10 protein-coding genes and 1 pseudogene are annotated in these 15,506 nt (G+C 46.1%); 2 read left to right on the forward strand and 9 right to left on the reverse strand.

The features are described from left to right. Positions 1 to 23: 23 nt before the first annotated feature. Positions 24 to 834: pseudogene (locus tag H4Q31_RS12595) on the forward strand (transposase family protein); the annotation flags it as partial. A 148-nt stretch (positions 835 to 982) separates the two neighbouring features. On the opposite strand, the gene H4Q31_RS12600 reads toward H4Q31_RS12595, so the two are convergent. From H4Q31_RS12600 to glmS, 7 genes are all read right to left on the reverse strand, one after another. Continuing rightward, positions 983 to 1,363 (reverse strand): hypothetical protein, encoded by a 381-nt coding sequence (locus H4Q31_RS12600; RefSeq protein ID WP_185179415.1) that lies wholly within the window; start codon positions 1,361 to 1,363, stop codon positions 983 to 985. A 45-nt stretch (positions 1,364 to 1,408) separates the two neighbouring features. Further along, on the reverse strand, positions 1,409 to 3,256 hold the full coding sequence (locus H4Q31_RS12605) for a TnsD family Tn7-like transposition protein (RefSeq protein WP_185179416.1): 1,848 nt from the start codon (positions 3,254 to 3,256) through the stop codon (positions 1,409 to 1,411). Positions 3,257 to 3,348: 92 nt separating this feature from the next. Continuing rightward, positions 3,349 to 5,274 carry a TnsD family Tn7-like transposition protein gene (locus H4Q31_RS12610; protein WP_185179417.1) on the reverse strand — a complete coding sequence of 642 codons (1,926 nt, stop codon included), beginning with the start codon at positions 5,272 to 5,274 and terminating at the stop codon, positions 3,349 to 3,351. A gap of 27 nt (positions 5,275 to 5,301) precedes the next feature. Beyond that, positions 5,302 to 7,047: an ATP-binding protein gene (locus H4Q31_RS12615; RefSeq protein ID WP_185179418.1), complete on the reverse strand. Its 1,746-nt coding sequence runs from the start codon at positions 7,045 to 7,047 to the stop codon at positions 5,302 to 5,304. Beyond that, complete coding sequence (locus H4Q31_RS12620) at positions 7,040 to 9,223, reverse strand: TnsB C-terminal domain-containing protein (RefSeq protein WP_185179419.1); 2,184 nt, start codon at positions 9,221 to 9,223, stop codon at positions 7,040 to 7,042. The genes H4Q31_RS12615 and H4Q31_RS12620 overlap by 8 nt, the downstream gene beginning before the upstream one ends. A gap of 3 nt (positions 9,224 to 9,226) precedes the next feature. Next, complete coding sequence (locus H4Q31_RS12625; RefSeq protein WP_185179420.1) at positions 9,227 to 10,081, reverse strand: TnsA endonuclease N-terminal domain-containing protein; 855 nt, start codon at positions 10,079 to 10,081, stop codon at positions 9,227 to 9,229. Between the two features lie 296 nt (positions 10,082 to 10,377). Next, complete coding sequence (gene glmS / locus H4Q31_RS12630; RefSeq protein WP_185179473.1) at positions 10,378 to 12,210, reverse strand: glutamine--fructose-6-phosphate transaminase (isomerizing); 1,833 nt, start codon at positions 12,208 to 12,210, stop codon at positions 10,378 to 10,380. A gap of 427 nt (positions 12,211 to 12,637) precedes the next feature. Between glmS and H4Q31_RS12635 the strand changes: the two genes are divergently transcribed. Beyond that, on the forward strand, positions 12,638 to 13,165 hold the full coding sequence (locus H4Q31_RS12635; RefSeq protein WP_185179421.1) for a hypothetical protein: 528 nt from the start codon (positions 12,638 to 12,640) through the stop codon (positions 13,163 to 13,165). Positions 13,166 to 13,397: 232 nt separating this feature from the next. On the opposite strand, the gene H4Q31_RS12640 is transcribed toward H4Q31_RS12635, so the two are convergent. After that, the gene (locus H4Q31_RS12640; RefSeq protein WP_185179422.1) at positions 13,398 to 14,141 is read right to left on the reverse strand and encodes a hypothetical protein; all 744 of its coding nucleotides are present in this window, start codon (positions 14,139 to 14,141) and stop codon (positions 13,398 to 13,400) included. Between the two features lie 41 nt (positions 14,142 to 14,182). Next, the gene (locus tag H4Q31_RS12645; protein WP_185179423.1) at positions 14,183 to 15,406 is read right to left on the reverse strand and encodes an MFS transporter; all 1,224 of its coding nucleotides are present in this window, start codon (positions 15,404 to 15,406) and stop codon (positions 14,183 to 14,185) included. Positions 15,407 to 15,506: the final 100 nt, after the last annotated feature.

Genomic DNA, 15,506 nt, shown 5'->3' on the forward strand with positions numbered 1-15,506 from the left:
TTTCTATTATGCGATAAACAGACGCTGCCATCGACGATGCGACAGGCATCGTTGTCGGCGCCTTTTTTCGACCTACGGAATGCCGGGAAGGCTACTCGCTTGTCATGCAGCAAGGGATCCAGAAATACGGCATACCGCTCGGCCTGTACAGCGACCGCCACACCATCTTCCGCTCGCCCAACGAGAAACTGACGATTGAGCAAGAACTGGCTGGAGAGACTAAGCCGCTGTCTCACTTCGGTAAGGCGATGGCCGAGTTGCATATTGAACACATCAAGGCGATTACGCCTGAGGCTAAGGGACGAGTGGAGCGGCTCTGGAAGACGTTCCAGGATCGCCTGGTCATCGAACTGCGGCTGCTCGGCGTCAAGACGCTGGAGGAAGCAAATGCGGCGCTGCCCGGTCTATTGCAGAAGCACAATCGCAAATTTGCGGTGAAGCCCAAAATGGCGGAATCGGCCTACATACCGCTTGATCCATCGATCAATCTGAATCACGTGTTCACGATTCGCGAGTATCGTCAGCTCGGGCATGGCAATACGCTCTCGTACAACGGAACCATCTACACGCTAGCCAAGTCGGCTCCATTTCGATTTGACGCGAAGACGACAGTTGAGGTGCGTGAGACTTTGTCTGGTGAAGTTCTCTTATGGCATCAAGGGCAGGCACTGGCGCTTAAGGCGACGGAGAAGCCTGAACGTAAGTCCGTAGCAACAAAAAAGGCGAGTTCTGCGTCGCCACGCAAACCCGCCGCCGATCATCCTTGGAGGATGTATCGGAACAAAAAACCAATTTAAGAATAGCACACAATCAACGGCAGTCCAAGCCACCTAACGGTGGCTTCGGAACACTACGAAGGTGACATTTTCACAGACGAGTTATGGTGACATTATCTCAGAAAATTGACAGCCAGCCAGTTAATTCAATCCTCGAAAAACTTGCTAATAACTCCAGTAATATCGGATACTTCATTCTCAAATTTCTACTTTTCAGCCAACCAACGTTCCCTATATAATTTCTCTGCTTCTTCTTCAGACATTTGTTTTAGAAGTTCCTCAAACTCAATAATAATCGCAGCAGCATCCATTGAATCAGCATATCCTACTTTATCGAATGCAGCTATTAGTGAACCTACCGCCTGTTTAGAAGTATTACAGTTAACTAAAACATGAGAAATGTTATCTATAAATAACTCACAATTAGAGATTGCCGCCTTCTGAAGAATTGGATCTTTAGTCTTTAAAAAACTACGGATTGATTCAAGATAATTTGCAAAGCTGTTCTCACCCGGAAGATTATCAATTTGGCGATCTAATAGTTCGATTAAAAAAGCGACTTTTTCTTCATCATTAAGCAGAGTCATTATTATCTTCTCCATTGGCATGTTTTCGCACATTCATCTCTACCACTACGTTTCAGAGAGGTCACTAATTACATCATGATGACTTTCAATAAACTTCTCCCTTAAGCCGGAAACCTTAATCAGTTCCCAACGCTTAACAATTGCATTCGTATTCTTTAATTGTACTGCCTTGTGATTAATTCGTCTTTTTTGAAATTCTTCAACTGTCTCCAATACAACATTTAATTGTTTGGCCGTTTCAGGTAACTTGTGTAGCATATTAAATAAAAGAGGTAACTTACCGATCCTTCGTCCGATCTCTGTTTTCGTTACCCTAATAAGTTTATCCGATTTTCCATGTAAAATTTCATTTGCCGCTAATTGAACCTCTTTAGCAATTTGATGATCCCTTTCTGCCCAATTGATTCGTTCACGCTTTGTAGAACTCTTTCTATTAACAGGCGAATGTTCATGTAACCACGACCTATCATGTCTGTAAAGCCAAGCATAAACAGATTGATTTAGTTTTCTAAGCTCGGTTACTGACAACTCACTATTACTACTTACCAATTCCCTCCATTCTTTCTTGTAGCTTATGCTTTCTTGATCAACCGCAGTTGGAATGGGTGTTTTGCTATTGGAAAGCCTATTTATCACTGTTTTTGGATCACAACCAAGCCTTCTGGACATTTCTCTCAGTGATATATCTTGTTGAGATATAATTCGCAATTTCTCGTACCATACTTCACCAAAGTTTTTTATTCGGCCAATTTTAAGGCGATCATCTATGGATTGATCCGGTCCTTTCCGCGAATAGACAAACCCACAAGTACAGGAGAAAGTTCCTACAGGGAGTCCTGTTTTCGAACATCTTGTAATCTCGCATGATGATATCATTGGAGCTTTATAATGATCTGCAGCTTTATTGAGACATGGCCATGGACCTTTCCCAAAGGGTTCATAAGATATCTTATATTCAGATATTTGATTAGTCATGCTTTCGATAGTCTCACCTAGAAAACCAAGAACCAATAGATGCCTTAAGGGGTGGCACGTAACACGCGGTTTCCTTAGTAATTTATGTAGCCATGTTGCCTCTAGCGAAGGTTCATTATGACTTTGAAGTTCTATTAGCAATTGTTTGCCGAAAAATCGGTTAAATGCAGGTATTAGATCCGACCACCTGATTCTTCCCGTATGATTGGCGAATCCCATATTTTGCAACTTTGATACATAAAATTGATTCAGTTTAAGCAGACCGAGTGGATTCCAACCACTGCTCAATAGAAGATTTGTCTGTTCAGCAATAAACTTCAGGATACTAAAAGATTGAGGGGATGCTGGATTGTACTGTAAGTCCTCATTCCTCAAAGTAACTTCTAACGATACAAATTCGTGCTTATTTCTTTGCTTGGTAAGCGTCACATTGGTAGTGATAAGCGTATTAGGATGATAATGACATACAAATACCCCCTCGGCCTGGTGGGATCTATGCCAATATGCTTCTCCATAGATTTCTCGATCTCTAATAACACAAGCCGGGCAATACCTTAATCCTTGTTGTGTTTTAACCGTCGAGGCCGGTTTACCAATCTGCATGTAAGCAGAAGTCCCCTTACTCGATTTCATTATTTCTTTCATGTCAAAATATCTTTTCTCCGGAATAAAGGGTGTATAGTATGGGAGAAATGTATGATTATTAATTAAATCTTCTGGACTATACAGATTTCCAGGAGGCATCCTATCACATAGAGATGTCAAATGGGATGGGAATAATAATGATGCACAAACACTTGTATTCCCAAATAATTCTTCCATCGTCAGTTTATAATTCTCGTTTCCTGAATCTCTATGATATCTGGCAAAAGCACTATATAGTATTTCATCCGGGAATAAAGAAGGAAAATATATCATACTGCCCTCGCTCCAAACTAATTGGCAATATGATTATTTTTCCCTTTTCCAATAAGGATATTCCCAACATTGTACTTAATCTATTTTTTCCTTTAGAATTCTCGATTGAGTTGGTCTAATATCATCTCAATTCTTGTCCTTGTTTCGTCTCCACATCTACCATATTGCTTAGAATAACTTACAACAGCTCCGAATGTTACGGTCCGATATCCTTTCATCCTCAACTTCTTAAATATTCGGCTAAGACCTCTAATTAAAAAAGACTCCAAGTCTTCAATTGATTGATTCAATACTCTTGCGCTCTCTGGTAAGCGTTCTTGCATACTGGTTATCCTTGATTTTTCCAAAGGGGTTAATTGATTCAATATTGTATGTTTCCTTATCCTGGTGTTACAAGTTGTTTCCAATTGATTAGTTACTTCCCTAATTTTCTTTGCCAATTTAATATCAAAATCCTTTAAATCAATCTTTCCTTTAACACTTGGCTGTCTAGGAAAATGCTTGTTTAGCCAATCCGAATCATGTCGATATAACCAATTATATTCTCTTGGATGTAGACGAAGCATCATTAATCGCTTTCTGGTCTTCTTTTCTCTTGCCGTATCTGACAATATATTTCGAAATATATCCTTGTTCTCCAATACCCCAATAGTTGCAGTTTCGCTTATTGCTAATGAAGTATCCAAAGGGATTTTTAGTTCTGATACTTTTTCCATCTGGTATTTCAACTGATTTACATAGGTTTTTAACGCAGATTCGGAGAAGCCGGTCTCATTTCGTATCTGATATATTGAATATCCCGCGCAATAAAGCGCCATCACTTTTTCTTGCCATATATGCCCCATACTAACGACCAAAGGTTTGCGTGACTCATCTCCTTCCGGTTGCCACAACCGTGAATAAGTATAACCACAAAGAGGACAAACAAATTCAACTGATATTGTGGAACCACCTGATCCCTTCGATTTGCGAATACAACGGTTAATCACCTTCCGATTATAGCCTTTACATATTGTGTTATAGCACTCCCAAGGTCCAATGCCAAAAGGAACTTGATTTGCGATAGGATGACTATAACTAAGAAACTCATCAACAGAATGAAAGAGATTCTGAATTAGCACGGTGTAAAACAAGATATGTGTTCTCAGATGATCCAACGTCAGGAATCGAGAAACAAAATACTTCGTTACTAATTCAGCCTTTTCTAAGCCTATTGCTTCTAGTTGTTCTAGCGAATATTTGGATGCCATTTCAGTCAAAAATTCCAATTTCATAATACGGCCACGGTAATGAATATATTTTAGTTCCCACAATTTCATCATTAACTTTAATTGAATAATTTCAGCACTAAGTTTTTCAGAGCAATCCCGCAATTTGCATAAATCCTGCAGCAGTTTATCTTTGAACATAGTTAAGGAGTTTTTCTTATCAATTAGTAAAGCTCCTATTGTTGATTTACATTTTTTACATTTCGATTGATAAATGAGCTCTTCTGCATAGTCTTTACTCAGAGGATGATTACAATTTGGGCACGCATTAATAAGTTTCGTATAATGAACCGGACAATGATCTAGGAACGATAGTTGATGAATGCGATGTACATAACAAATCCCGAATTGTTCTTCATCAACTTTCAAACATTCAGGGCAATATCGTATCTGCTTTGAGAATAGCCCTGCTATATGGAGTAGAGTTGTTTGATATAATTTTTCATTACCGAATTTCATGAGCATATGTATTTTTTCTTGATTTGTTTTTGTAAGGAAACAGAATATTAACCCTACCCATGTATGCTTTTCAATGAAGGTATTAAGTCGAAGAGAATGCCCAATCGGAAGTCTGCAACAAAAATATTCAAGTTTCATCGGAAACATAAGATTTTTATGGGACCTTATACCGAACAGTTCTTCCTTTGTTTCTGAAAATATGGAATTGGAGGACATAAGGTGATAGCGACAAACAATGCTTCGGAAATCTTCATCGGGTAATGGTTCAGGGAAGAAGATCATTTGAGACATACAACACCCCCATCATTGACTTCGAATTTAAGAAATGATATCTAGCAACTCATCTACTCCTCTTATATACCCCTTTTCCTCAAGTGCCTCTTCCGTAGTTAGTCCTTTACTGTGTCCAACTTGAACAACATTTCGAATATCATCAGGCTTCGAGACAGGCTTTAACTTTTTTCCTACTTTCTTTTTCGGAAGTATTCCTGTTGATGTTTTAATATTGTTATTAGTCACTACATGAGTACTGCTGCCCATATTTTCAGCATTATCTACAACAAGCCGCGCGATCTGACCAAACATTAAGGCAATATCGCCCATTCCAGAACTTGCATCATAAACCTTATTCGCTATAACTTCTGCATCAGTTGCAGAATGAACAAGCTGCAGTGCAAACTCCGTTAGTTTAGCCAAGATTTCTTCTCTTCTTTTTTCCTGAAGAACCCGTGCATGTTCTTCCGCCAAGCTTCCGTGTACAGTAATCCTGTGAGACGCCTCTTTTATGTAGCCGTTCAACGGAACCCAATCCGGCTTAATATCATCCAAGTCTTTATATGCCGATGGGTCACCTGTGCGTATTCTGTTAAAAATGGGTTGAACCATATTAAGGCTTCTTTCTGCAACCTCGCGAATGTCAGACAAACGAATCCGTTCATCTCCACCATTTACAATGGTTCGGGATTGGACATGCATAAATAGCTTTACGGCAATATCAGGAATCCCCATGGAGTAATAATGCATTAAATCTTTTATTTCCTGTGTAATTTCAGTATATGTTTTGGTATATTGAAGATCCCACAGATTTTCGATAAAGTGATTCCATTCCCAGCTATCCTCAAGCATATACCCTGATATATTTTCAGCGTAGCCATTTGGTAGGCACTTCCTAGTATTAGCCAGTGAATCTTTAAATAAATATAATGCTTTGAATGATCCGATTAAAATAACCGGTACTCCGAGCGTATTTACAAGTTGAGTAATGAAATCAATCATGTTATCTTCCCCGCCGGAGTAGGCCTTCTGGATTCTTTGAATTTCATCAATAACCAGTACACCAAGATTAATTTGAGCTACAGTCTTAATCATCCTGATTACCAGCTTATCGATTGTTCCCGGCTTTTCAGCGAATTTTTCATAGAATTTGGTCCCCAATAATTTATCTACTTCAGCATAGAAGCTCTTGCAAAATGTACCGACCGATTTATTATATGGACATTCCACTTTTAACCACACCAGTTGACTCTGCGTTAGCATTCTCCCTTGATATTCCTTATGATGAATGACTTGTGGAAACAATCGGGTTAACATACGCTCATACATTTGAGTTTTTCCATAGCCATTAATAGCAATTTCGGCCAGACTCTGTGCAGTATGCATATTTCCGGCTAAATTTGCAGCTTTCTCATCAGTACCTGCCTTAAATATCTCCTCCCATCCAATAGCAAACTGACGATTAAAGATGGCATGCATTGGATTTCTTGATTGATACCCTATTTTGATCATAGAATATAGGTTTCGATACTTTTCATAATGAGAAGGTAGCGGTAGCCAAAAATCTGGCCTGATTTGTTGAACAAACTCGAGTCGATCTTCAACACATAAATTGTTATACTTGGAGTCCAGAGGCGGAACTGAATAAAGTGCATCAATAAAAGTGCTTAAATCTATTCGCTCAGGTAATGCTTCGATAAATGGATTCCCCTGATTCTTGGGAATCACTTGTTCATTATATTTTGCATAAATATGTGTCCCGTTTAGTCCAGCAATTTGCTCGTTACTCATTGGTCTCGTTTCTCCTCCTTCTTTCTTGACTTTTTCTAGAGAAGAGCGCTTGTATATCGCTAATACTAGGTTGATTCGTTTCTCTCATCTCGTTAGTAGTAGGAAATTTAACGATGTTTTCTTCAACTGACTTTTGAACTTCTGATGTATTAACCGACTCGGACGAGACGTTCGACATCGCTCCGATCGCTCCCCAAACCTTACTGTCCGCACCCCTGGCTTCACGTTTGTTCTGATTTCTTGAATAAAAACTTTTGTCTTTCGTAGCCTCTTTCGTCTTCTCCGTTGCTGTTATATCAAGCACATCAGCAAAAGCGTGAAGCTCAGCTCGATGCTGCTTCTCCAGTTTTTCTTGTTCTTTGATTTGAGAGTCTCGATATTCCATAATTTTCGCAACTTCGTCAAAATGCAAACCTTCAAATTCTCTTGACCTTCCTGTAAGTAAAAGTGATAGCAGATCATTTTTATGCTTCAAAAAAATACTGCTGCAATTTCTTGGATCATATGTGATCTCTATTTTTGTTCTACCATTAATTCCATTACCATTCCCCTCGAACCATCCTTCTTCAACTCCAATGCTACATGTATAGGTGAGTCCTCGGAATTCAACCCCAAAGCGGGTTACCTTCGCCTCTTCGCGCGGTAATAAATTATAACGCAACTCTTTTCTCCGCTTTTCATGAAGTAATCTTTTTCCTTTATCCCAGTTCCAAACTTTTAATGGGGTAAGCTCAACTTGGTCACTGAACATATCTTTTGTTGGAAGGAAATCTCTGCTCAAAGCACTTTTGTTATATGTCAAAAAATATACAATCAAAAAACGATTAAACTCTTCTATGGTCCAAGTTGAATCACGTGCAGGATTATAATCTCCTCTTACAAGTTGCCTTGCCTCTGTTGAACCGGAGAGTAATTCCCTTATCATTTCATTTGTTATACGAAAGTTTGATTCAACAAATGGTTTTAGATCTCCACGATAAGAGGGAGCATTTAATACATCCACATTAAGGTTTACAAACCTCTCTGAAAGTTGTGATTTTAATTCTCCACGGTCACCTACTAGGTTTTGCGGTAAATACCTACATGGCCAATCTTCCTCTTGAATTGAAATACCGTAACGCGCACAATTCTCAACCTTATTTGTAGCAGCATGTTCAATAGCTACCATCGCTTCGAACCATGATTCGGGAGCCAAACTTACATGATAACCAGCTATTAATCTGCTAAACACATCAATCACAACATATAGTGTCGGCTTTCCCAATATCTTCGTTCGGTCAAATGAAACTAAAATAATATCCGATCTGGTTGCATCTACTTCAAATACTGCTCCAACACATAAAGCTTTTTCTGAAGCATTTCCAAGCATCGGGCGTGCATCCATCGTTGCACGTCGTTTGCCGCGCCTGTTAGAATAACGGTCAAAGGCAGAATAGTTCTTCGTATACCAGTAACGAAACTGTCGAAGAGTGGGACTTCTATCTGGATCAACAATAGGTACCTTTACCCCATACTTTCGATAAAATCCACGTTTATAAAAAGTCTCGCACATTCTCTCGTGTGTTTTGACTATACTCATTTTTCTACGAATATGGAAAATCCGAATAGCAGATTTGAAGATTTCAACGTCACTTTCCGTAATCATAGTTCTATTAGTAGACTCAGGGCCGGGTTTTTGTGTATACACTCTCTGCTCGCCAGGTATACCACAATCAAAATAATTATCGAGCAACCCATTTATTGATTTGCCATAGAACCAATACTTTTTTAAATAATCTCTTATAACCTTCTTTGATTTTCCCGACAACGAATAAACTTCGTGTATTAATTTCCCTCTGCTTTCCGATATGTAGATTTCCGGTTCTTGTATAGCAATATCTTTAATTAAGTTCCAGCGGCGATCTCGATTCTCTTTGTATTTGTTCAAATAAATCTCGTCCGGAGACAAGAGCCGCATGTCAGTCTCTAATTCTGATAATCTACTTTTTTTCTCTTGTATCTCTCTCACAATCTCTTCATACCTTATAAAGTAAGGGTACGACATATTACGGTGATCATCGATATTGACTACTACAACTTGTTCTCGTACGTCATCCATCCACAAGACTCGTAGCATTTCTACTACTTCAAGATCTTCATTCAATCGCTCAATTATTGAATTGACCACGATTAACATATTCTAAGCACCTCCTCTTTTAACTAAGTGAATCGATTTTTGTACCGGCTGAATTTCATAAATAATCAATGGTTCCCTTTCCCGAATTATTCGTTTGCTCATTTCTGTTCCCCAAAATTTGTTTGCTAGCATATATTGCAGTACGAACATACATGTCCCTTTTTCTAAGTGATATGCATTATCTGTCCGCAAACACAGGTTAATTAGAGGCGTTTGCCCGGCATCTTTCATAAAGACATCATATAGCCCTTCAGATACCAACTCGACCAGTTCTCCATTCACACCGGGTTGATTTTCAAGATACTTTGCATTTGCCATCCACTCTACGTTTTTCACAAGGTTTATAGGAATTTTGTCTTCTGTAATAATGCACCAATCGATTCCTTGCTCTGCAAAGTAAACCCTTTCGATTTCAAAAAGCTCCAAAGTACGGTCAGATAATTTTTCTCTAGGTTTCACGGTTCGTATAACATCGCGGCTGCCGTTTCTTGTTTCCAAAGTGAGCCTGAAATCGGTTGTCATTACTACAGGGGTACCATCTAAATGTGGATGTTTAATACCAAGTTCTTCAGCAATCTCCATTGTTCTTTCTAAAGGTAACAATGGCCACTGTTCGCGGATATCAGTTACTCCATTAAGCCATTCACAGTAGTATAAATATTTCCTCTCATGTTCGGACAGGGTATGATGAATTCTTCTGGTCTTCCATCCTTTGTGCCGCGTTAACCAGCCTTCTGAAGCGATTTTATTATCATGTGCTTGAATAAACGGCTGATAGTTCTCTCCAGCACCTTGGCCCCTTCCCTTTTTAATGTAGTTGCTTTGCAGCTTTTCTTTTCTTGCACCTCGTTTGGACAATATAACACCTCCATTTCGGTTTCCATAAAACGGCCTATAGCGAGCTGTCCGTTATAATCCCCAAAAACGACTAATGGCTTCGCCCCCTGTTAACAAAGGGCAAAGCCATTAGATATAAATGTTCGCTGTAAAAATAGACCGTCTTAATTCCATTTTAACCAAGAACTGTTGTTAAATAAACCTTTAGATACCAACTCTATTGTAAAGGCACTATCTTTGGTGTAAAGGAACCAACTATAATGTCTAGGCACTAACTATAATGTCACCAGACAGTCTATCGCTCATCGGATATTCCCCTATTCGACCGTGACGCTCTTGGCCAAATTCCGGGGCTTATCCACGTCGTACCCTCTGGCGACGGACGCATAGTAGGCGAGCAATTGCAGCGGAATGACGGAGACGGCGGGCGTCAGCATCGGATGGGTGGCGGGCAGCAGCAGCATGCGGCCGGCCTGCTCCGCCAGATTCGCGGTATTCTCGCAGGCGATGCCGAAGACGCTCGCGCCCCGGGCCATCACTTCGCGGATGTTGCTCACCGTCTTCTCGTACAGCTCCGGCTGCGTGACCAGCGCCACGACCGGCGTGCCCTCCTCGATGAGCGCGAGCGTCCCATGCTTCAGCTCGCCGGCGGCATAGGCTTCCGAATGGATATAGGAGATCTCCTTCAGCTTCAGCGAGCCTTCTTGGGCGGCCGCATAGTCCATCCCCCGTCCGATGAAGAACAGATGCTCATGCTGCGCAATCTCTTCGGCATAAGAGCGAATCTCCTCGGCATTCTCCAGAATGCTGGCGACTTGATCCGGCAAGCGGTTCAGCGCTTGGACGGCTGACGCGATCTCGGCGTCCGCGATCGTCCCGCGGACGCGGGCGAGATGCAGTGCGAACGTGTAGAGCGTCAGCAGCTGCGTCGTATAAGCCTTGGTCGAGGCGACGGAGATCTCCGGCCCCGCCCACGTGAACAGTACGTCGTCGGCCTCGCGCGCCGCCGTGCTGCCGACGACGTTGGTAATGGCGAGGACATGCGCGCCGTGGCGCCGCGCTTCGCGAAGCGCCGCCAGCGTGTCCGCCGTCTCGCCGGATTGGCTGACGACGATGACTAGCGTATCCGGCGTCAGCAGCGGTTGGCGGTAGCGATACTCCGATGCGACATCCACTTCCACGGGCAAGCGCGACCAGCGTTCGATCGCCTGCTTGCCGACGAGGCCGGCGTGATAAGCGGTCCCGCAGGCGACGATGTGCACGTTGCGGATCTGCCTGAGCCGCTTCGGCTTCAGCTTCAGCTCGGGCAGATACACCCACGGGTAGCTGCCCATGAGCCGTCCGCTCAGCGTATCTCGGTATGCCTGCGGCTGATCGTGAATCTCCTTCAGCATGAAGTGTTCGAAGCCTGCCTTCTCGGCGACGGCCAAGTCCCATTTGACCCGGAACAGCTTCTTGTCGACCGGCTGCCCGGAGGTTGTCATAAGCCGGATGCCATCCCGCGTCAAGACGGCCATCTCGCCGTCGTCGAGAATGTAGACGCTGCGCGTATGCTCCAGAATGGCCGGAATGTCCGAGCCGATGAAGTGCTCGCCGTCGCCGACGCCAATGATCAGCGGGCTGTGCTGGCGAACCGCGACGAGCCTGTCCGGCTCCCGTCCCGCCAACACGGCGAGCGCGTAAGCGCCCTTCAGCCGCTTGACCGCTTGTTGAACCGCGAAGACGATATCTCCTTCGTATTCGGAAGAGATCAGATGCGAGATCACCTCGGTATCCGTCTCGGAGACGAAGCGCGCGCCCCTCGCCTCCAATTCTTCTCGCAATTCCATGTAATTCTCGATAATGCCGTTATGCACGACGGATATGTTCATCTCGTTGTCCGTATGAGGGTGCGAATTCCGATCCGAAGGCTTGCCGTGGGTAGCCCAGCGCGTATGGCCGATGCCGATCGCCCCCGATGGAAGCGCCTGCTCCCGGAGCCGCTTCTCCAATTCCGCGATTCTCCCTTGGGCTTTGACCACGCGAAGCCCCGCTTCGGTGCCAATCGCAATGCCGGCGGAATCGTATCCCCGATATTCCAGCTTCTTCAGCCCATCTAATAGAATTCTCTCGGATGGCTTGTCGCCTATATAACCCATAATGCCGCACACCATCGATCAACTCCTTGTCTATGTCTGTCGACGTATTCACTATAAACCCGGGACATCCCGCTAAACCTTAAAGAATCTTAACTTCGGCGCGGCCGGCTCTCAGAATTGGGCGGCGAATGGTTAAGCTTCCCACAGTTGAGATTGGCGGAGGACAATGTAGCCGGAGACCGGCTCCCCTTGATCCGCGCCGTATGACAGCGTTCGGGATACGACCCCGATTCCCGTCGGCGGCGGCTGAGGGAATCTAACATTTTTATCATCCCAAATCTAAGATTCGGAACGGTTCGGCGGACAAGAGCGAAGATACGGACCGAAACGGGCGAATGCTTGCGAATCGCGCTTCAAAAAAAAAGTGCAAACGCGGCTCAAATGCAGGAACCAATAGGCTTGGCCATTCGTCTTAATAGATAAGGAAGCCGGGAAGGGAATGAGAGATACGATGCGTAAAGGAAGTGCACCTTGGGCTTTTCTGCTGGCGGTTGTCTGCGTGCTTCCGCTTCAAGCGGTGAACGCGGACGAGAATCGGTACGAGCCTGTACCGAAGAGCGAGGGAATGCAGACGGTTTATATTGCGGACGTGGAGAACCGCGGCGGACGAACCTACCTCAAGGTGGACAGCATCGAGTGGTACGAAGGAGAGGCCGCCAACGAGGCGTTCCGTGAGCATGAGCAGGATCCGGACGTGACAGAAGCGCCGGACGGCTACTACATCGTGAACGACGCCGAGGATTGGCATACGTACGAGCTGGCGCCAGACGCGGACATTCATATGCAATTCTACAATCGCACAGGCGATTGGACCGAAGCGGTTGCTGTATGGGATGAGAAGATCGATGCGCCGGCGTTCGTCTCGCTGTTCACCCCGGACGATGAGGAGATCATGGAAGGGTTCCCGTACCATGTGACGGTCGAGAATGGGAAGATTGTGAAGCTCGTGCAGCAGTTCATTCCGTAAGAGCAATCACCGCGCGGCAAGCGCGAAAAGGATAAAAGGGCGCAAGCCGGTCCGTTGGGATCGGCTTGCGCCCTTTCGTTGGTTGCGAGGCATGGAGGCGGATGGGTGGGATGCGGGATGGCAGTCGGCGGCCGTCGGACAGCGAACAGTGGATAGCCGGGCACCGACCGTGCGGTTTGACAGCCGGCATCGCCAGCCGTCCAACGAGCTATGAACGGCAGGCGCGGGGCCGCTACCGCGTCCTGCGTCCCCGCCTACGCGCGCGGACGATCGCGATCACGATACCCGCGGTCAAGAGCAGCAGCGCGGGGCCAGCCGTATAGGCGATATGGCGAACGTTCGGCACGGCGAGACTCGTCTCGAAGCGGTTGTCGCTGAACAGATTCAGATGCCAGACGAGCGTACGGCCGCGATCCTGTATCTCGTCGGCGTTGTTCGCCCCCGGCTTAATCGGGAATGTGAGCAGGAAGTCGAGGTCCATCTGCCGCTCGACCAGCTTCTTCGCTAGCGCCGGCATCGAGGCGATGGACTGGCTCCAATCGTTGCCTTCGCCGCTTCCTCTCAGCAGCCGGACCATATCCATCGTCACGGCGACATGATAGCGGGTGTAGAAGAACTTCCGCTCCGTCGACTGCTCCAGCTCCATCCCTTCGGGCAGCGTAATCGGCCGGTCCGCCATGTCCTTGAGATTCAGATGCCGAGTCGCGCGAATGCCGGTCTGGCTTCCATCGTCCTCGACAGCCGCTGCCATCCCATTGCGCTGAAGGATGTCCGACAGTTGCTTCGGCAGATCGGGCTGGCCGATCAGCTCCAGCGTCCGGCGGCTGACCGATGCGCTGAGATCCAGATCAGCCGTGCCGTTGCGATGGATGGTCACATGGGCTTCACCCTGCGCGCAGGAGGCGAGCAGAGCAGAGAGCAATATGAGCGCCGCTGACAGCAGCGGCCAGCGAACCATATTTTTGGGAATTAACATAAGTCACCTATTCTATTCTTCATCGGTCTTCATGAAGCGCCTCATGGCGATAAGGTCGATGCGGCTGAGGCTTGCGCGACAGGCGTCTCAATGCTGCGCCGCTTCTGGAGCAGCATCAGCGCGCAGACGATGAGCATGGCGCCGTTAATGACGAACACCCACCGAATCGGAATCCAGCCGCCAAGCGCGCCGCCGATCATCGGCCCGAGCATCGTGGCCAGCTGCGTCGACGACTGGTTCAAGCTGAACGCCCTGCCTCGGAAGTCCGCCTCCGTCACCTGGACGATCATCGCGTTCAGCGACGGATAGACGCCGGCGAAGAACAGTCCATATACGAACCGCAGAACGCCGAATTCCGCGTAATTCCCAATGAAGAATTGAAGCAGATTGCCGACGCCTCCGCCAACGAGACCAATGATCAGCACTTTAACGAAGCCGATCTTCTGGCCGATACGCCCCCATTGGGGCGCGGCAATCAGCGTGGCGATGCCGACAGCCGAGAATATGAGGCCCGACTGCCAAGACGCATCGTCGCTGTCAGCGCCAAGCTGAAGCACGTAAACCGTAATGAGCGGTTCGAGAATCATGACGGAGAACGTGCCGATGCCAACGAGCAGGAGCAGCGTGACGAACGTTCGGTTCGACCACGCCGTCTTCAGGTCATGGCGGATCGAGGAACGCACCGCCTTGCGGTCATAGTTCTCCTCTCGGACGAAGAAGGTCGCGATCAACGCGGCGACGAGCACGACGACGGCCGAGAATAGGAACGCCTGCCGGTTGCTCGTCCAGTGGCTGACGACGCCTCCGATCAGCGGGCCGACGATGCCGCCCGTAGCGCCGGCCGTCGCCATAATGCCGAGCGCGTAGCCCGTATGCTTCTCGGGCGTGTTCGTCGCGACCAGCGCGATCGATGCAGGAACGAAGCCGGCGAGCAAGCCTTGGAAGATGCGCAGAACAAGGAACACGTATGGATTATGGATGAAGAACGTTAACATATACAGCGCGGCCAGACTGTATCCCGAACGGATCAGCATCGGCTTGCGGCCATACTTGTCGGCGAGCGACCCCCAGTACGGCGCGATCAGCGCGCTCGCCAGGAACGTGATGCCGAACGCGAAGCCGGACCACAGCTCCAGATGGCTGTCTACGCCTAGGTCGTTATGTAGAAACAGCGGGATAAAAGGAATCGAGATCGAATATGCCGAACTGCAGAAGAACACGCCGAGCCAGAGAATATATAGATTCTTGCGCCAAGGAAACTCCATTGCCTTCACTTCCCATGAATTGTCCCATATGTGCGGGCAATCTCATCATAGCACAATTCGTTAGCGAACAACGATTGACTCTCCCCTTGGAGGAGGCAAT

This window comes from Cohnella lubricantis, from assembly GCF_014212015.1.
GTDB classification, from domain to species: Bacteria; Bacillota; Bacilli; order Paenibacillales; family Paenibacillaceae; genus Cohnella; species Cohnella lubricantis.